The following is a 17,002-nucleotide window of genomic DNA, read 5'->3' as shown; positions in this document are numbered from 1 at the left end:
GCGGAAATAGCGTGGTTTGTTTGCGATCAGCACCGGAAATGAAGCGACCCATATGATCCCCCAAAACGTTGGATCACCATACCACATCTGACGCGTTTTCACACAGTCTGGGTCGCTTCCAGACTGTCCCGATGCTGCGGCACTAAACCCGCCGGAACGGATAGGGCGCGATCGTGCGTTCGTAGCTGTGCAGGTCCAGCGCGCGCGTCACCGGCGGCAGCGCCCGGTCGGGGCAGTCGCGCCGCTCGCACAAATGGCATGTGGGGCCGACGCCGGTCGCCTCGTCCTTCTCTGTGTCGAGCCCGTCGGCGTGGACGATGCGTCCGGCATGTTTGGCCTCGCACCCCAGCGCGATCACCGGGCTTGCCCGGCCGCCGTCCGGCCGATGGGGCAGCGCCATGGCCAGCGTGACGAAGCGGCGGCCGTCCAGCGTCTCGATCAACTGCGTTTCGACCCGGTCCGGTGCGCGCGCGTCGCACGCGTCCCAGCGCGGGCACAGGCCGCCATAGCGGGCGAAGGGCCATGCCTCGCCGTCGAAGCGCTTGGAGATGATGCCGGCGCGGTCGATCCGGACCATGAAGAAGGGGATGCCGCGCGCGCCGGTGCGGTTGAGGCTGGTGAGGCGGTGGGCGACCTGCTCGGTGGACATGCCGAACCGGTCGCGCAGCAGGGCGATGTCGTGGCGGCCCTGTTCGGCCGCCTGGCGGAAGCGGTCATAGGGCATGAGGAGCGCGGCGGCGGCATAGTTGGTGAGCGCGATGCTGGCGAGGCGGCGGCTGTCCTCGTCGGGCGGCGCGGCGCGGGCGATCTGCGCCGCGATCGAATCGGCCAGTTCCTGCGCGCACAGATGGTAGGCGATGGCGAACAGCCGCCCCGAAGCGGGCAGCCGCTCGCTCAGCATCAGCCGTCGCCGGTGCATGTCATAATGGCGCAGCGTTCCCGCCAGCACGTCACCCCGCACCAGTTGGACGCTCATGCCGTGCCGATCCTTCAGCCGCGCGCGCAATTCCGCCTGCAACAGTGCCGGATCGTCGGGCAGGCCGGCGGCCAGGCTTTCCGCGCCCGCGTCGATCTCGGCGAAATGATTGCCCGCGCGCGCGATCGTCTCGCGCAGCCAGTCGACAGGCGCCACCAGCGGGCCGGGGCTGCTGCGGTCGAGGGCGTCGCCCGGCAGGCGGCGCAGGTCGCCCAGCGCGCGGTAGAAGCGGGCGATCGCCTCGCTGACGCCCGGATAATTTTCCGCCACCTCCAATATTTCGTCGCGTGCGATGCCGATGTCGCGGACCAGCGCATCGGACAGAATCTCGCTCAGTTCGCCGGGGCCGCCCTCGGCCGGGGTGGCGGTGAAATCGCGAATGTCGATGTCATAGGTATTGGCCAGCCGCAGCAGCATCTGCGCGGTCAGCGGGCGCTGGTTGCGCTCCAGATGGTTGAGATAGCTGGGGGATACGCCCAGTTCCTCCGCCATGCGCGTCTGGTTGAGGCCCAGTTCGCGCCGCAGCACGCGCAGTTTCGGGCCGAGATAGAGTTTGCGATCGGTCAGCTCTGCCATATGGTCATAATGTCATAGAATGACAAAATGACCAAATCTGATTATGACTGGAGGCCACTCATCGGCCTTACGCAAGTGCATTTGGCTGTCTATTTCGCTGTCCATAGCCCGATCAATGGGCCAGCGATGAAGGACAAGAGGATGACCACCGATACGATCGAACAGACCCACGGCCACCCCCAGCCCGCTCGCTCCCGTGCGGTGTTCAGCCAGGAGGATTTCGGCCTGATCCGCACCGCCATCGCCCATTATCTGCGCGAGGTTCAGGACCAGCCGGAATCGGTCAAATATGCCAATCTCTATCACCGGCTCGGCCGCGTGGCCTGAACCGTCAAGGCGAGGGGAGGAAGGGCGCGGCGGGCAACCGACCGCGCCCTCACGCCGTTCAGAACAGGCGGGTCAGCCCGTAGAAGGCCGCGCCGATGATCGCGGCGGCGGGCAGGGTGACGACCCAGGCGACAATGATGCTCGACGCCACGTTCCAGCGCACCGCCGACAGGCGGCGGGACGCGCCCACGCCGACGATCGCGCCGGTGATGGTGTGAGTGGTGGACACCGGCACGCCCAGATGGGTGGCCAGGAACAGGGTGATCGCGCCGCCGGTTTCCGCGCAGAAACCCTGCGCCGGGGTCAGCCGGGTGATCTTCGACCCCATGGTGTGGACGATCTTCCACCCGCCCAGCAACGTGCCCAGGCCCATCGCCGCCTGGCAGCTGATGACTACCCAGAAGGGAACGTGGAACTCCCCGTTCAGCATCCCCTGAGAATAGAGGAGCACGGCGATGATCCCCATCGTCTTCTGTGCGTCATTGCCGCCATGGCCGAGCGAATAGAGCGAGGCGGAGACGAGCTGGAGCTTGCGGAACACATTGTCGGCGCCCTGCGGGGTGAAGCGGCGGAAAATCCAGCTGATGAGCAGGACCAGCAGCAGCGCCAGCAGCAGGCCGATCGTGGGCGAAAGGACGATTGCGGCGCTGGTCTTGAACACGCCGCTCCACACCACCGCGGTCAGGCCGGCCTTGGCGATCCCCGCGCCCAGCAGTCCGCCGATCAGCGCATGGCTGGACGAGGACGGGATACCGAGCCCCCAGGTAATGAGGTTCCAGGCGATCGCGCCCATCAGCGCGCCGAAGATCACCTGCGGGTCGATGATGCTGGCGTCGACGATGCCCTTGCCCACCGTCGTCGCGACATGCAGGCCAAAGAAGAGGAAGGCGATGAAGTTGAAGAAGGCGGCCCAGGCGACCGCATATTGCGGCTTCAGAACGCGGGTCGACACGATGGTGGCGATCGAGTTGGCTGCGTCGTGCAGGCCGTTCAGGAAGTCGAAGGCGAGCGCGACGCCGATCAGCGCGATCAGCAGCGGGAGGGCGATGGGGTCCATGGATATGAGCGGTCAGGCGTGGTCGATGACCAGCCCGGAAATCTCGTTGGCGACGTCCTCGAACCGGTCGGTCACCTTCTCCAGATGGCTGTAGATCTCGTTGCCGACAATGAAGTCCATCGGGTTCCCGGCGCGGGCCTGTTCATAGAGCGCCTTGAGGCCGGCTTCATGAAGAATGTCGGCATGGCCCTCCAGCTTGACCAGTCGCTCGGTCAGGTCGTGGAGGCGTGAGGAATTGAGGTTGAGCGAGCGCAGCAGCGGCATGGCTTCGGCCGTGATGCGCGCGCATTCGACGATCAGCGCGCTCATGTCCTGCATCTGCGAGGGAAATTCCTTCACGTCGAACAGCGCGATCGCCTTGGCGGTCTGGTTCATCTGGTCGATCGCGTCGTCCATAACGCCGATCAGGCCGGTGATGGCGCTGCGGTCGAACGGGGTGACGAAGATGCGTCGCACGTCCTGCAACACTTCGCGGATGATGTCGTCCGCCTCATGCTCCTGGTCGGAGATGGTCTTGATATGCTCGGCCATGTCCGGCCCGCCCTTCAGCAGCTTCGCGAGCGCATCGGCGCCGGCGACCAGCGTCGTCGCATGATCCTCGAACTGCTCGAAGAAACGCCCCTGCTTGGGCATCAGCGCATGAAACCAGCGCAGCATTCCAGTCCTTTCACTTTGCTTCTCGCGTATCGCCAGCAGCAACCGGATGAACCAGCCCGGATCGGCGGGCGGTTCGCGGAAGGCGGCGATGATCGATTTCAGGTCGGGTTCGTCGACGGCCCTTGCAGCTTCGGCGACGGGGAACCAGCGCAGTTCCCTTTGGCCCTGTTCGGGCCATTGCGTCAGGTGGCCCGTGACCGCAAGCGGAAAAACCTCAACCTCTGCCTCGCGCGACCCGCCCTTGCGGCGGCGCTTGTCATAGCGGTAGCGGCCGAGCGGGGCGGGGCAGGCAATGCCGTGGATGCCCGCTTCCTCATAGGCTTCCAGTTCGGCGGCGCGATGGCCGGCCAGCCCCTTGATCCGGTTGCCCTTTGGAATCACCCAGCGCCGCGTCTCACGCGAGGTGATCAGCAGGATCTGCATCGATCCGTCGGCAGCGGTGGTATAGGGCAGGGCGGCGATCTGGCGCATGGACCGCTTGTAACAATATTGTCATAATGCGCAATCACCTCCGCCCGCCCTCACGGCCTAGATGGAGAAGCGCGCCGTCACCCGGATGTCGCGGCCCGCGAGCGGAGCGAAATCCTTGAGCACGCTGGCGTGGCGGCGGGCCTCCACATCGAAGATATTGTTGGCCGACAGCATCAGCGTGGTGCGGTCATTGCCGGCGAAGGGCTTGAATGAGAGCGACGCGTTGACCAGGGTGAAGCCATCGGTGGGCGTCTCGGTCGCGGCGATGCGGTCCTGCTCGAATACATGCTCGACTTCCGCTCGCGCGCTGATCCGGTCGCCCTGCGCCTCGATCCCGCCCAGCAGGCGCAGGGGAGGGATGCGCGGGGCGGGGCCACTGCCCTTGATGGTGGCGCGGACATAGTCGGCAACGCCGTCCAGGTTGATGGCGTAGCCGCCCAGTTGCGCCAGCTTCACCGATCCTTCGGCCTCGAAGCCATAATAGCGGGCATCGGCCTGGGCATAGGCGTAGCAGGGGAACTCCATCTCCGCCCCGCCATTGGCCGCCTGGCACACGCTGTCGTCGACGACCGAGTCATAGATATAGCCGTCGAACCAGTTGTGATAGGCGGCAAAGCTGACGCTATAGCCTTCGCCTTTGCCGCGCAGCGTGGCTTCGGCGCCCCAGCTCTTTTCCTTGCCGAAGCGCGGGTCGCCCAGTTCGAACGCCTGGGTTCCTGCATGATTGCCGCGCGCGAACAACTCCTCGGCCGACGGCGCGCGTTCGCTGCGCGAGAGGTTGATGCCCGCCCGCCAGCCCGGCACGATCTCCTGGCTGATGCCGACGGAGCCGGACAGCGCGTTGAAGCTGCGCTGATAGCCGCCCACGAACAGGTCGGCATCGGCGTTGGAGGAAAGATCGGTATGTTCGTAGCGCGCCCCCGCCTCGATCCGTGTGCGGCCAAGGTCCATCGATTGAAGCGTGAAGACACCGATCTGGTTGGTCTCGTTCTTCGGCAGGAATTTCTCTTCGCCGACCGCTTCGAACCGGCGGGTGAAGAACTGCGCGCCGAACGCGCCATCCCAGCCCCCCTGGCGCGCCTGGATGAATTCCAGCCGGCTTTCCATCGACTGGTTGTAGAAGGTCGTACCGACCTCGCCGCTGGGTTCGATTTCCTGATGCTGGTAATCCGCGAAACCCGCGCGCAGGCGGATGCTGTCGAGGAAGCCGCCACCCGTCGCCACCTCGCCGCGCAGGTCGGCTCGGGTCTGCTTCATCGCCAACGTCACATCCTCATGGGTGTGGCCCGGTTCGTCGTCATGACCATGATCGTCAGTATCCTCCGCGACGTCGATCCGCGACGGCACGCCATAGCGATTTTCGCTGTGCGAAACCGACACGCCCAGATTGCCGCCGTCGCCGACATAGGCGAAGCCGCCCGCCACTTCCCATGTTTCGGCGGCGGTGTTGGGCAGCTTGCCCTTCCATTGGCCGTCCTCGCGGATTTCCGGGTCGTCCGACTGGGCGGCCAGCGCCCGCATCGGCTTGGACAATATATAGCCGCCAGTGCGCAGATCGTCGGTCTTGGTCCAGCTGCCGTCGACATGGACGACGAAATTCTCCGCCAGCGGCGCTTCTATTTCACCGCTCAGCGTGCGCTCGTTCGCGGCGCTGCCATAGGTGGCGATGCCCTCGACATGGATCGGTTCGTCCGGCACGCGGCGCGGGATACGGCTGTCGATCACATTGACCACGCCGCCGATCGCCGACGATCCGTAAAGCAGCGCCGCGGGGCCGCGCAATATCTCGATCCGGTCGGCGGTCAGCGGATTGATGGCGACGGCATGGTCGACCGAGGTGTTGGATACGTCGAAACTGCCGATGCCGTCGGTCAGGATGCGGACGCGCTCCCCCTGGAAGCCGCGCAGGATCGGGCGCGAGGCATTGGGACCGAAGCTGGTGGCCGACACGCCGGGCTGGCGCGCCAGCGTCTCGCCGATGCTGGGGCGCAGGTCGCGGGTCAGCTTCTCGCCGGTCAGGACCGACGTGCCCGACAATATGTCGCCCTGTCGGCGCGGGATCAGCGCAGTGACGACGATGTCGGCCTTCGCATCGTCATGATAGGCCTGGTCGGGGGCTGCGGTGTCGGCCGGCGCCTGTGCCAAGGCGGGGGAGGCGAGACAGGCGGCGGCCAGATACAGGCCGTAGGGATATAGGGCGGACGAGGCGCAACCGGCACGAAGCGAAGAAAAACGGGACATTGGGGACTGTCATCCTTGGGCAATCGCGAAAGAGGATGAGACCCTGTATCTAGCATGTTACAACATATCAATACCAGTTCGCCGCGTTTTTGTCGCGGGGCATCATGTAGGACGGATGAGCGAGGCCGATCCACCATGCGCGGCGCGAACCGTTGTTGCCCTGGCAAGCGGCGCCATGCTTCAGAGAAACAGAAATTCTGCCAGAGCCTCGACGGCCGGCGTCTCGCCCGCTTTAGGGCCGAGCGCCTGTCTGATCTCGATCGGGGGGAGGGGCATGTCGAGCGGCAGACGGCTGATTCCCGCCATTCGCCCCAGGTCGCGGGCGAGCGCGCCGAAGGCCGGGAACAAGCCCGCGCCCTTGCGCAGTGCCGACATTACTGCGAACATATCATCGCTTTCCAAGGCCATTGGTCCCAGCCGCGCGCGACCGCGCTCCAGCGCGTCAGCGATGATCGCGCGGGTGGCGTTGCGCCGGTCCATCGCGATCATCGGGCTGATTGCGAGATCATCCCGCGACACGATGTCCGCGCGCGCCAGCGGATGCGCCGCGCCGGCATAGAGGTTGAGCTGCTCCGACCAGCCATAGCGCGAGGGAAAGGCGTCCGGCGCGCTCAACGCATAGAAATAGGCGATGTCCGCGCCGCCATGCCGCAGCGCCGCCGCGGCATCTTCGGCCGACTGGACGTGCAGGTCGAGCGTGATCGCGATATCCTCGTTCGCCGCCTCGAAGGCTGATAATTTCTCCTGCAACTGGCCGAAGACCGGCGCTGGGGCGGCGAGAAGGATCGTCCGGCGCGGCGGTTCGGTGGATGTGGGGCGAACCAGCGTCGCGGGCAGGACGACAGGGTCGGTTGGCGGCGGCGACGCAGGATCGTCAGGTGCGTCGGCCTCGTCCTGCGTCAACTGGGTCATGGCCTGCGCGGTCTTGCGCCCCGCCGGGGTCAACCGCGCCGCGCCCTCCAGATCGTCGAACAGCCGGTACCCCAGCCGCATCTCCAATGACGCCATGTCGCGCGCGATCGCTTCTGCCGGCACCCCCAGCATGATTGCGCAGCGAGCGAGGCTTCCGGCCGCAACCATCTGCGCGAAAAGGTCAAGTTGGCGCAGGGAGGGGCGATCCATGACCGCCTGATAGAGGAAATGCGGAAGATGGGTAAGGGTGATCTTGACGAGACCCCTGCGATGATGGCAGGGCGCTCTCCTGCCGGGCGGGTATAGCTCAATGGTAGAGCACTAGCCTTCCAAGCTTGTGATGCGGGTTCGATCCCCGCTACCCGCTCCAGCCCTTCCTTATTCTTCCTTCGCCGGCGGACCCGAGCTTCCGCGTTCGATCAGCGTGAACTGGAATTCCGGGACGTCGAGCGGGCCGGCGGCCAGTGCGTCGATTACGCAGCGCCCCATATCCTCCAGCGGCTGGCGCACGGTGGTCAGCGGCGGCCATGAGGTGAGGCTGGCCGTCGTGTCGTCGAAGCCCGTCACCGAGAGATCCTCCGGCACGCGCAGGCCGATGCGATGCGCCAGCGTCAGCACGCCCAGCGCCATTTCGTCATTGGTGGCAAAGACCGCGGTCGGCGGCTGGGGCTGGGCGAGCAGCGCCTCGCCTGCCTCGATGCCGGAGGCGAAATCGAACCGGCCAGGTACGAACAGGGCTTCGTCCACGGCGATCCCGGCGGCGGCCAACCCCTCGCGAAACCCCTCGACACGGCGCAGCGCGGCGTGGTGGGTTGCGGGCGGGGTGATGACGCCGATGCGCCGATGGCCAAGGCCGATGAGATGATCGGCCATCATCCGGCCGGCCGCCTGCTCGGGCGTGCGGATGGTGAAGCTTGGCGCGTCCACCGAACCCGCGATCCGGGCACAGGGCAGCTTCATTTCCGCCAGCCGCTCCAGCAGCCCAACATCGTCCGACAGCGGGGGCACCAGCAGCACGCCGTCCGGGCGCAGTGCCGCGACCAGCCGTTCCAGCACCTCGAACCGTTCCTCCGCACGGGGTGAGATCGGCTCCACCACCAGATGATAGCCCAGTTCCCGACAGCGCCAGGCTGCGCCGATCTGAATGCGGCTGACATAGCCGGGGGCAGGGTTGTTATAGAGAAAGGCGATCATGAAGGAGCGCCCGCCCGCGAGCCGTCGCGCCGACTGGTTGGGGCGATAGCCAAGCTGATCGATCGCCGCCTGGACGCGTTCGCGCAGTTCGTCGCTGACATTGGGCGCCTTGTTGACGACGCGTGACACCGTCTTGATCGAAACCTTGGCGCGGGCGGCGACGTCGTGGATGCTCGTCATGGGATACTTGGCTCGGGACGCTGGGAAAAGGTTGTCATGCCCGGATTTCGGGCCTCTTGGCAAGATGCGGTCCCCGGCCCTATGCTGCGCGCATGAGCAACGTCATCAACCTGCGCCAGGCGCGAAAGGCGAAAGCACGCGCCGACAAGGCGAGCCAGGCGGAGGTCAATCGCGTGAAGTTCGGCCGAAGCAAGGCGCAGCGGGTCGCCGACGCGGCGGATGAAAAGGCGCGGATTGCTCTGCTGGAAGGCGCGCGACGCGAAAAGACAAACGGTCAGGCGGACGCAGAAGAATCATAGTATCGAGCTCATCGAGTATCATGAGTTTCGTCAATGTTCGGTTCATCTTCAGATGAACGCTTATTAATATTGTTCGGCACGGCGCGGGCCTTGCTCGATTCATCCCGATTCTGATCGAATGGGTGAGATTAATCACCCGTTCGGCGGTTTCATTGCCGCTATGACTGGACATATTCGCACCATTCGCCCCGCCAGGGCCGCGATCGCCGCTGTTCTGGCCCTCAGTGCAACCCCGCTATTCGCGCAGACTGTCGCGCCGCCGCTGGTAGCCCCCACGACCGTGCCGGACGCGCCGACACCCGCGGCGACGCCCATGCCGGTAGCTCCCGCAACCACGCCATCGCCGGTATTCAAGCCCAGCGCTCCGGTGGTGCAGGCCACCCCGCCCCTGGAAGAGCGCATCGCCGTCGCGACCGCCGCAGCAGAGGCGGAACAGGGCGCGCAACCGGCCGCCCGCCGCACGGCAGAAGCGAGGCCGCAGCCCCGGCCGGCGTCCCGCGCCGAACGCATGACGGAGCGGGCGCCGGCGCCCGCTCCACAGTCTGCCCCTGCATCTCCGCCCGTTGCGGCGGAACCTGTCCTGCCTGCTCCTGCGCCCGTCGAGGCCGCCACGGGCGATCCGGTTGTCACGCCCGCGACCACGCCCCAGTCGGGGCGGACGGACGATGCGCTCCTATGGGCACTGGGCGGCGGTGCGCTGCTGCTGCTGGGGCTGGGCGGGGCGGCGATGATGCGTCGTCGTCGACCGGAGGAAGATTATGCCGGCCCGGTGCGCGCGCTTGAACCCTCGCTGATCCCCGCCGTCGCAATGACGCCCGCGCCGGCACGCCCGATGGTCGCCCGTCCGGCCATGGCCCCTATGGCGGCGATGCCAGCCGATGCGACGCTTGAGGCGATGGTCGCCGCGCCGCCCAGCGCGGACAATCCCTTCACCACCCGGACTAAGCGCCTGCGCCGCGCCAAGTTCCTGCTGGCCGAGCGAGCGATGGAAGCGGCGCCCCATGTCCCGCCACAGACGGTCCATGCCGAACCGGTCCCTGCGTCGGCCGCGTCGGCCCCCTTGTCGGCCTCGGACCGCAGCCAGACTGTCTATCGCTTCGGTGCGGATCGCCAGCGGCCGGGCTTCGGCAAGCCGCGCACAAGCTGACCGACCATCCGCGTGACATGAAGAAAGCCGGGCGTCGGAACGCCCGGCTTTCTTCATGTCCGGTTGCGCTTTGGCGGCTTGCCTGATACCGGGCGCGCGCATCAATTCCGCGTCCTTCTGCACGAAAAGAGTCGCCGCCCATGTCCGACAAGATCAACCGTATCGTCCTCGCCTTTTCCGGTGGCCTCGACACCAGCGTGATCCTGAAATGGCTCCAGCAGACCTATCAGTGCGAAGTGGTGACCTTCACCGCCGATCTGGGGCAGGGCGAGGAGCTGGAACCGGCCCGCGCCAAGGCCCGCCTGATGGGGGTCAAGGAAGAGCATATCTTCATCGACGACCTGCGCGAGGAATTCGTGAAGGATTATGTCTTCCCGATGATGCGCTCCAACGCGCTTTATGAAGGTCTCTACCTGCTCGGCACCTCGATCGCCCGTCCGCTGATCGCCAAGCGCCAGATCGAGATCGCGAAGATGGTGGGCGCCGACGCGGTGTCGCACGGCGCGACCGGCAAGGGTAACGATCAGGTCCGCTTCGAACTGGGCTATTATGGCCTCGCCCCCGACATCAAGGTGATCGCGCCCTGGCGCGAATGGGATCTGGCCAGCCGCACCAAGCTGATTGAGTTCGCCGAGAAGCACCAGATTCCGATTCCGCGCGACAAGCGTGGCGAAAGCCCTTTCTCGACCGATGCGAACATGCTGCACACTTCGTCGGAAGGCAAAGTGCTGGAGGATCCGTGGGAGGAAACCCCGGATTATGTCTATTCGCGTACGGTGAACCCGGAAGACGCGCCCGACGCGCCCGAATATATCACGATCGATTTCGAGCGCGGTGATGGCGTCGCGATCAACGGCGTCGGCATGTCGCCCGCGACGCTGCTCGAAACGCTGAATGACTATGGCCGCAAGCATGGTATCGGTCGGCTCGACCTGGTGGAAAACCGCTTCGTCGGCATGAAGTCGCGCGGCATGTACGAGACGCCGGGCGGCACCATCTATCACCTCGCCCATCGCGGTATCGAGCAGTTGACGCTCGACCGTGGCGCCGCGCACCTGAAGGACGAACTGGCGCCGCGCTATGCCGAACTTATCTATAACGGCTTCTGGTTCAGCCCCGAGCGGGAGATGCTCCAGGCTGCGATCGACCATAGCCAGGAAAAGGTGACGGGCACCGTCCGCCTCAAGCTCTACAAGGGCGGCGTCTATGTCGTCGGCCGGAAGTCGCCCTATTCCCTCTACAGCGAGAAGGTCGTGACCTTCGAGGATGACGCGGGCGCCTATGACCAGCGCGATGCGGCTGGCTTCATCAAGCTCAATGCGCTGCGGCTTCGTTTGCTGGGACGGCGCGATCGTTGAGATCGCGATGCCGCCCGTTACAATTCGCGACAAACAAGCGGGCGGCATGACATATCTGCGGGACAAGTTGCTTCCATAAGCGTTGTCAAGGATGGCTCCAAGGGCCGTCCGGGATGACCTTCAAAGGAAGACCGACATGCTCCGCACATTCTTCACCACCGTCGCCGCCGGCTCGCTGTTCGTCGGCGGTTTGGCTGCAACCCACCTCGCCTTTGCTCAGCCCGGCGCCGATAATGGCCCCCATGCCGGTCATGGCCCGCGCGGTGGCATGATGACGATGGCCGACACCAACAAGGACGGCAAGATCAGCAAGACGGAACTGACCACCGGGCTGGAGGCTCGCTTCGCGAAGATGGACGTCGACAAGGATGGCCAGCTGACCCAGAAGGACCGCGACGCGATGCGCCAGCAGCGTTTGGATACCCGCTTTGCCGCGCTCGACGCGGACAAGAACGGTCAGATCAGCAAGAGCGAATTCGCCGCCATGCATGAAGCGCGCGCCGAAAAGCGTGCGGAACGGCGTGCCGATGCGGGCGAGCCCGACGGCCGGGGCTGGGGCGGGGGCCATCATCGCGGTCCAGGCCGGGGCATGATGCACCGGGGGCCGGGCGGTCCGGGCGGCATGGGCGACGCGAACAAGGATGGCACGATCACCAAGGCCGAGTTCATGGCCGGCGCCGTGACAATGTTCGACAAGGCTGACGGCAACAAGGACGGCTTTGTGACCGCCGATGAGATGAAGGCTGCGCGCCAGGCGATGCGTGGCCAGTGGCAGGTCCGCATGGCGCCGACCCCCCCCGCGCAGAAATAGGATGTCGTAATGGCGGCTCCCCGGCGCGGGGTGTTCCTCTCCCCCTGGCCCCGACCGACAGCCGCCCGACCGGGAAGGGCGAAGGCTTGCCCCCCCTCATGCCTTCGCCCTTCCAACCATTTGAAAGTCATGACAGACAGCCAAGATGAGCGACCGTCCCCATCTCCTGCTCGTCGATGACGAGCGTTCGATCCGCGAACCGCTGGCGCAATATCTGTCGCGCAACGGCTTTCGCGTCACCGCCGTCGAAAATGCGGCTGAAGCCCGGCTGCGGCTGAGCGCGAACGCGATCGACCTCGTCATCCTCGACATCATGATGCCCGGCGAGGATGGCCTGTCACTCTGCCGTCATATCCGGGAGACGAGTGAAATACCGGTGATCCTGCTGACCGCCCGGTCTGAAGAGACCGACCGCATCGTCGGGCTGGAAATGGGCGCCGACGATTATGTGCTCAAGCCCTTTTCGCCGCGTGAACTGGTCGCTCGCATCAAGGTGATTTTCCGCCGCGTCGCCACCGGCGGCCAGCGCGTCACAGCGCCAGACGGAGCCAGCTACGCCTTTGCCGGCTGGTTGCTCAAGGCGCAGGAACGGACCCTGGTCGACAGCGAGGGCGTGTCGCTGCCGCTTTCGACCGCCGAATATAATCTGATGCTCGCTTTCGCCACTCGGCCCAACCAGGTGCTGAGCCGTGACCAGTTGCTCGACATCACCCAGGGGCGCGAGGCCAATGCCTTCGACCGGGCGATCGACAACCAGATCAGCCGACTGCGCAAGAAGATCGAGCCGGACCCCAAGAATCCGACCCTGATCAAGACCGTCTGGGGTGGTGGCTACACTCTGTCCGCCGAAGTGCGCAAACTGTGAGCCGTCTTCGCTTCTGGCCGCAGAGCCTGGTCGGCCAGATCATCGCTCTGGTCGCGATCGCTCTGTTCGTGGCGCAGGCGATCAATTTCGGCTTGCTGCTGCGCGAACGGCAGCGGTTGGAACTCACCGGCCAGACCGCGCCGGCGGTCTACCGCGTCGTCGATGCGCTCGACAGTCGGCCGGAACGGCGCGTGGAACGGGAAGGCGCCCGGCAACGCGGCCGTATGCGCGCACGCTTCGTCACCGGTGCGCCGCGACTGACCGGCGATCCGCGCCCCGATGTGGAGCGGCGCGCGACCGTGATGTTCGAGGATATCGGCCTGCATATCCTTGCCGTTCGTGCGGTCCAGAATAGCGAAATCATGCCGGTCCGGCGCTGGGAACGCATCCGGATGCGCGCCAATGGAGATGGCCCGCATGATCATAACGTTGGCCTGCTGACTCTGGCGGCCGAATATGAACCGGGCAAATGGGTCGTGGCGCAGGCGCGCAGCGGCGCTGATCGGCCGGCGCGCTTTGGCGGCTGGCTGGTTGGCCAGACGCTGATCCTCTATGTCATCGTGCTGCTGCCTTTGCTGTGGATCGGTAGCCGCCTGGCGCGGCCGCTCAAGCAACTCACCCGCTCCGCCCAGCAATTCGCCCGCACCGGCGCGGCCGATCCGGTGGACGAGCGCGGCCCCGGTGACGTGCGCGACCTCACCCTGGCATTCAACGCGATGCGCGCGCGCATCATCGCGATGTTCGACGAGAAGGACCGGATGCTGGGTGCGATCGGCCATGACCTGCGCACACCGCTTGCTTCTCTGCGCGTCCGCGCTGAATCGGTCGAGGATGACGGCGAACGGGCGCGGATGTCCGAAACCATCGACGAGATGAACCGGATGCTGGAGGACATTCTCTCGCTCGCCCGCGCCGGGCGCAGCACGGAGGCGGCGCAGAAGGTGGACCTGGCCGCGCTGGCTGATGCGGTGGTGGAGGACTTCATCGAGCTGGGCTCGCCGGTCGACCTGGTCGAGGGCGAACGCGCGGTCGCTTTCGTCCGGCCGCAGCAGATCCGCCGCGCGCTGCGCAACCTGATCGAGAATGCCGTCGTCTATGGCGACCGCGCCCATGTGTCGGTGCTACACGAAGGGGGCATGATCCGCATCGCCGTGGCCGACGAGGGGCCGGGCATCGCCCAGGATCGCATGGCCGAGATGCTGGAGCCTTTCACCCGCCTGGAAGGATCACGCAACCGCGAGACCGGCGGCGCTGGCCTCGGCCTTGCCCTGGTCCGCGCGATCATGGCCGAACATCAGGGCGAACTGCGCCTTGCGAACCGGCCGCGGGGCGGACTGGAAGCCAGCCTGGTTTTACCGGCTTGAGCCCGAGAGGCAACGGGACGGTGGCGTCGGCCTAGCCGTCCTCGGCCAGATCCTCTCCCGGCGCGGCGTCCACCCAACGGCGCGCCAGCGCATAGGCATGGCCCGCCCGCAGGAAGGCGGCGATCGCCTTTTCCCTTTGCCTGGGATCGAGCGGCTGCGGGGCGTAGGGGCCGAGGCGCTTGCGGCGAGCGAAATGGTCGGCGGCGGACCAGGCATCCGATGCCATCTGCGTATCCGCCCGCTGTCGGTCGTCCTCCGCTATGCCGGCAGCCCGCAGCGCCTCATCGACGCGTCGAGCGCCATAGCCGCGTCGGGCGAGCGCCGCGCTCTTCATCAGCGCATATCCGGCGTCATCGATATAACCCAGCTCGACGAAACGGTCGGCGAGCGCGTCCGGGTCGGCAGGGCGCTCTCCGTCCCAGCCGCGTTCGCGCAGCTTCCGGTTGAGATAGGCAAGCAGCTTGCCCCGGCTCGTCGCGAAGCGCGCGACATGGCGCAACGCCATGTCGCGCAGGGCGGACTCATCAAGCGGCGGAGGGAGGCGTTTGCCGGTCATGCCGTGCCTCAATGCCCGATACGCCATGTTTATGCCACAGTCGGGCCGGAATTTTACCGCGCCTTGTCGGCTAATAAGCGACGCTGGAATGGAATAGGCGGTGCAACTGGCGGTCAAAGCTGCTAGCGGCCGCGCTTTCACGATTTTTAAGACATTGGGTCAACCAATATGACGGGTTCGCAAGAGATGATGGCACCGACGCCGACCACCGATGATCTGCCGCGCCGCTTCTCCGATTTCGAGACGCTGGGCGAGGCGCTGGACTATGCGGCGCAGGGGCGGCGTGGCCTCAATTTCCACGACGCGCGTGGTAACCTGGCGCGCCCCTACCCGTTCAGCGAGTTGCGCGCCGACGCCATCGCCTGCGCTCACCGCCTGATCGCCCACGGCGTCAAGCCGCAGGACCGGGTCGCTCTGGTCGCGGAAACCGGCGCCGACTTCGCGCAGCTCTTCTTCGGCATCGTCTATGCGGGCGCTTGGCCGGTGCCGCTGCCCCTGCCCACTAGCTTCGGTGGCAAGGAAAGCTATATCGACCAGCTCAACGTCCAATTGTCGAGCTGCGACCCGATGCTGTTCCTGTTCCCCAAGGAATTGGAGGATATGGCGGGTGAATCCGGCCGCCAGAAGAATGTCGAAAGCATCGCGTTCGAGGATTTTATCGCGCGAGAAGCCGTGCCCTGCGCCTTGCCGCAAGCCAGGGGCGAGGAAATCGCCTATCTGCAATATTCGAGCGGCTCGACCCGCTTCCCCCATGGCGTCGCGGTGACGCATCATGCGCTGCTCAGCAACCTGTCGGCGCACAGCCATGGCATGGAAGTGCAGGACAGCGACCGCTGCATCAGCTGGTTGCCCTGGTATCATGACATGGGGCTGGTCGGCTGCTTCCTGTCGGTCGTCGCCAACCAGGTATCGACCGACTACATGAAGACCGAGGATTTTGCGCGCCGTCCGCTCGCCTGGCTGGACCTCATCAGCCGCAATGAAGGCACCTCGATCAGCTACTCGCCAACCTTTGGTTATGACATCTGCGCCCGCCGCATGTCCAGCCAGACCAAGGCGCAGGACCGTTTCGACCTGTCGCGCTGGCGGCTGGCCGGCAATGGCGCCGACATGATCCGCCCTGACGTGATGCAGAGCTTCGTCGATGCCTTTGCCGATGCGGGTTTCAGTCCCAAGGCATTCCTGCCGAGCTATGGCCTGGCCGAAGCGACGCTGGCCGTCACCATCATGCCGCCGGGCGAGGGCATCATCGTCGAACTGGTTGAGGAAACCGACCTGTCGGGTGGTGATGCACCCGAAGGCCGGCCGCAGCGTTTCCGATCCATCGTCAACTGCGGCAAGCCCGCAAAGGACATGGTCGTGGAAATCCGCGACGAGGACGGCGCGCCATTGAACGAACGGCAGATCGGCAAAGTGTGGACCACCGGCCCGTCGCTGATGGTCGGCTATTTCCGTGACGAGGCCGCGACCAAGGCTTGTATGGCCGACGGTTGGCTCGACACAGGAGATATGGGTTATCTCAGCGATGGCTATCTCTACATCGTCGGCCGCGCCAAGGACATGATCATCATCAACGGCAAAAATCACTGGCCGCAGGATATCGAATGGGCGGTGGAGCAATTGCCCGGTTTCAAGCAGGGCGACATCGCCGCCTTCGCCATCACCACGCCGGGTGGCGAGGAAGCGCCGGCCGTGCTCGTCCATTGCCGCACGTCGGACAATGAGGAACGCTCACGCCTGCGGGACCAGATCCGCGAGCGAGTGCGCGCCATTACCGGCATGAACTGCGTAGTGGAACTGGTGCCGCCGCGCACCCTGCCGCGCACCAGCTCGGGCAAGCTCAGCCGGTCGAAGGCGCGCAACCTCTATCTGACCGGTGAAATCCGCCCCTACGACATCGCGGCCTGACGGGCGATCATTCCCGCTCGCAAGGTTACTGATTGCTAACCCCTGCCTGCTATCGCCGGGTTGTGGGCATTCAGCAGCGAAACAATGTCGAACCGGAGCGTCA

At 65.6% G+C, this 17,002-nt stretch carries 15 protein-coding genes and 1 tRNA gene; 9 read left to right on the top strand and 7 right to left on the bottom strand.

The features are described 5' to 3' along the window. Positions 1 to 142: 142 nt before the first annotated feature. Positions 143 to 1,552: a helix-turn-helix domain-containing protein gene (locus tag A7Q26_RS13790; protein ID WP_066860513.1), complete on the bottom strand. Its 1,410-nt coding sequence runs from the start codon at positions 1,550 to 1,552 to the stop codon at positions 143 to 145. 141 nt (positions 1,553 to 1,693) lie between these two features. On the opposite strand from A7Q26_RS13790, the gene A7Q26_RS13785 reads away from it, so the two are divergent. Then, positions 1,694 to 1,879 (top strand): hypothetical protein, encoded by a 186-nt coding sequence (locus A7Q26_RS13785; RefSeq protein ID WP_066860619.1) that lies wholly within the window; start codon positions 1,694 to 1,696, stop codon positions 1,877 to 1,879. Between the two features lie 58 nt (positions 1,880 to 1,937). Here A7Q26_RS13785 and A7Q26_RS13780 read toward each other — a convergent pair whose 3' ends face one another. The 4 genes from A7Q26_RS13780 to A7Q26_RS13765 form a co-directional block, all read right to left on the bottom strand. After that, a complete protein-coding gene (locus A7Q26_RS13780; protein WP_066860511.1) occupies positions 1,938 to 2,936 on the bottom strand; it encodes an inorganic phosphate transporter in 999 nt (332 codons plus the stop codon). A 12-nt stretch (positions 2,937 to 2,948) separates the two neighbouring features. Next, positions 2,949 to 4,064, bottom strand: coding sequence for a DUF47 family protein (locus A7Q26_RS13775; RefSeq protein ID WP_066860508.1), 1,116 nt, complete (start codon positions 4,062 to 4,064; stop codon positions 2,949 to 2,951). A 57-nt stretch (positions 4,065 to 4,121) separates the two neighbouring features. Beyond that, the gene (locus tag A7Q26_RS13770; protein ID WP_066860505.1) at positions 4,122 to 6,305 is read right to left on the bottom strand and encodes a TonB-dependent receptor domain-containing protein; all 2,184 of its coding nucleotides are present in this window, start codon (positions 6,303 to 6,305) and stop codon (positions 4,122 to 4,124) included. Positions 6,306 to 6,485: 180 nt separating this feature from the next. Beyond that, positions 6,486 to 7,427 (bottom strand): LysR family transcriptional regulator, encoded by a 942-nt coding sequence (locus A7Q26_RS13765; RefSeq protein ID WP_066860502.1) that lies wholly within the window; start codon positions 7,425 to 7,427, stop codon positions 6,486 to 6,488. An 86-nt stretch (positions 7,428 to 7,513) separates the two neighbouring features. Here A7Q26_RS13765 and A7Q26_RS13760 point away from each other — a divergent pair. Further along, positions 7,514 to 7,587, top strand: a tRNA-Gly gene (locus A7Q26_RS13760). 8 nt (positions 7,588 to 7,595) lie between these two features. Here A7Q26_RS13760 and A7Q26_RS13755 read toward each other — a convergent pair. Continuing rightward, a complete protein-coding gene (locus tag A7Q26_RS13755; protein ID WP_066860497.1) occupies positions 7,596 to 8,591 on the bottom strand; it encodes a LacI family DNA-binding transcriptional regulator in 996 nt (331 codons plus the stop codon). Between the two features lie 92 nt (positions 8,592 to 8,683). On the opposite strand from A7Q26_RS13755, the gene A7Q26_RS13750 reads away from it, so the two are divergent. From A7Q26_RS13750 to A7Q26_RS13725, 6 genes are all read left to right on the top strand, one after another. Then, positions 8,684 to 8,890: a DUF4169 family protein gene (locus A7Q26_RS13750; protein ID WP_066860494.1), complete on the top strand. Its 207-nt coding sequence runs from the start codon at positions 8,684 to 8,686 to the stop codon at positions 8,888 to 8,890. A 160-nt stretch (positions 8,891 to 9,050) separates the two neighbouring features. Continuing rightward, the gene (locus tag A7Q26_RS13745; RefSeq protein ID WP_066860616.1) at positions 9,051 to 10,037 is read left to right on the top strand and encodes a hypothetical protein; all 987 of its coding nucleotides are present in this window, start codon (positions 9,051 to 9,053) and stop codon (positions 10,035 to 10,037) included. Positions 10,038 to 10,177: 140 nt separating this feature from the next. Beyond that, complete coding sequence (locus tag A7Q26_RS13740; RefSeq protein WP_066860491.1) at positions 10,178 to 11,395, top strand: argininosuccinate synthase; 1,218 nt, start codon at positions 10,178 to 10,180, stop codon at positions 11,393 to 11,395. Positions 11,396 to 11,531: 136 nt separating this feature from the next. After that, entirely contained in the window at positions 11,532 to 12,206 is a 675-nt protein-coding gene (locus tag A7Q26_RS13735) for an EF-hand domain-containing protein (protein ID WP_066860488.1), read from the top strand. A 145-nt stretch (positions 12,207 to 12,351) separates the two neighbouring features. After that, positions 12,352 to 13,071: a response regulator gene (locus A7Q26_RS13730; RefSeq protein WP_066860485.1), complete on the top strand. Its 720-nt coding sequence runs from the start codon at positions 12,352 to 12,354 to the stop codon at positions 13,069 to 13,071. Beyond that, a complete protein-coding gene (locus A7Q26_RS13725; protein ID WP_066860482.1) occupies positions 13,068 to 14,435 on the top strand; it encodes an ATP-binding protein in 1,368 nt (455 codons plus the stop codon). The genes A7Q26_RS13730 and A7Q26_RS13725 overlap by 4 nt, the downstream gene beginning before the upstream one ends. Positions 14,436 to 14,466: 31 nt before the next feature. Here the strand turns inward: A7Q26_RS13725 and A7Q26_RS13720 are convergent, their stop codons facing one another. Beyond that, a complete protein-coding gene (locus tag A7Q26_RS13720) occupies positions 14,467 to 14,991 on the bottom strand; it encodes a regulatory protein RecX (RefSeq protein WP_066860479.1) in 525 nt (174 codons plus the stop codon). A 186-nt stretch (positions 14,992 to 15,177) separates the two neighbouring features. Between A7Q26_RS13720 and A7Q26_RS13715 the strand changes: the two genes are divergently transcribed. After that, the gene (locus A7Q26_RS13715) at positions 15,178 to 16,899 is read left to right on the top strand and encodes a fatty acyl-AMP ligase (RefSeq protein WP_066860613.1); all 1,722 of its coding nucleotides are present in this window, start codon (positions 15,178 to 15,180) and stop codon (positions 16,897 to 16,899) included. Positions 16,900 to 17,002 lie beyond the last annotated feature (103 nt).

The sequence above is a fragment of the Sphingobium sp. TCM1 genome (assembly GCF_001650725.1).
Taxonomy (GTDB): Bacteria; Pseudomonadota; Alphaproteobacteria; order Sphingomonadales; family Sphingomonadaceae; genus Sphingobium.
The sequence above is the reverse complement of the archived record's forward strand: the minus strand, read 5'-3'. Positions and strand labels throughout refer to the sequence as shown.

Bases quoted from the DNA above. Each gene is read 5' to 3' on its own strand.
- A7Q26_RS13790 (WP_066860513.1), bottom strand. From the start codon at position 1,552: ATGGCAGAGCTGACCGATCGCAAACTCTATCTCGGCCCGAAACTGCGC.
- A7Q26_RS13785 (WP_066860619.1), top strand. From the start codon at position 1,694: ATGACCACCGATACGATCGAACAGACCCACGGCCACCCCCAGCCCGCT.
- A7Q26_RS13780 (WP_066860511.1), bottom strand. From the start codon at position 2,936: ATGGACCCCATCGCCCTCCCGCTGCTGATCGCGCTGATCGGCGTCGCG.
- A7Q26_RS13775 (WP_066860508.1), bottom strand. From the start codon at position 4,064: ATGCGCCAGATCGCCGCCCTGCCCTATACCACCGCTGCCGACGGATCG.
- A7Q26_RS13770 (WP_066860505.1), bottom strand. From the start codon at position 6,305: ATGTCCCGTTTTTCTTCGCTTCGTGCCGGTTGCGCCTCGTCCGCCCTA.
- A7Q26_RS13765 (WP_066860502.1), bottom strand. From the start codon at position 7,427: ATGGATCGCCCCTCCCTGCGCCAACTTGACCTTTTCGCGCAGATGGTT.
- A7Q26_RS13755 (WP_066860497.1), bottom strand. From the start codon at position 8,591: ATGACGAGCATCCACGACGTCGCCGCCCGCGCCAAGGTTTCGATCAAG.
- A7Q26_RS13750 (WP_066860494.1), top strand. From the start codon at position 8,684: ATGAGCAACGTCATCAACCTGCGCCAGGCGCGAAAGGCGAAAGCACGC.
- A7Q26_RS13745 (WP_066860616.1), top strand. From the start codon at position 9,051: ATGACTGGACATATTCGCACCATTCGCCCCGCCAGGGCCGCGATCGCC.
- A7Q26_RS13740 (WP_066860491.1), top strand. From the start codon at position 10,178: ATGTCCGACAAGATCAACCGTATCGTCCTCGCCTTTTCCGGTGGCCTC.
- A7Q26_RS13735 (WP_066860488.1), top strand. From the start codon at position 11,532: ATGCTCCGCACATTCTTCACCACCGTCGCCGCCGGCTCGCTGTTCGTC.
- A7Q26_RS13730 (WP_066860485.1), top strand. From the start codon at position 12,352: ATGAGCGACCGTCCCCATCTCCTGCTCGTCGATGACGAGCGTTCGATC.
- A7Q26_RS13720 (WP_066860479.1), bottom strand. From the start codon at position 14,991: ATGACCGGCAAACGCCTCCCTCCGCCGCTTGATGAGTCCGCCCTGCGC.
- A7Q26_RS13715 (WP_066860613.1), top strand. From the start codon at position 15,178: ATGATGGCACCGACGCCGACCACCGATGATCTGCCGCGCCGCTTCTCC.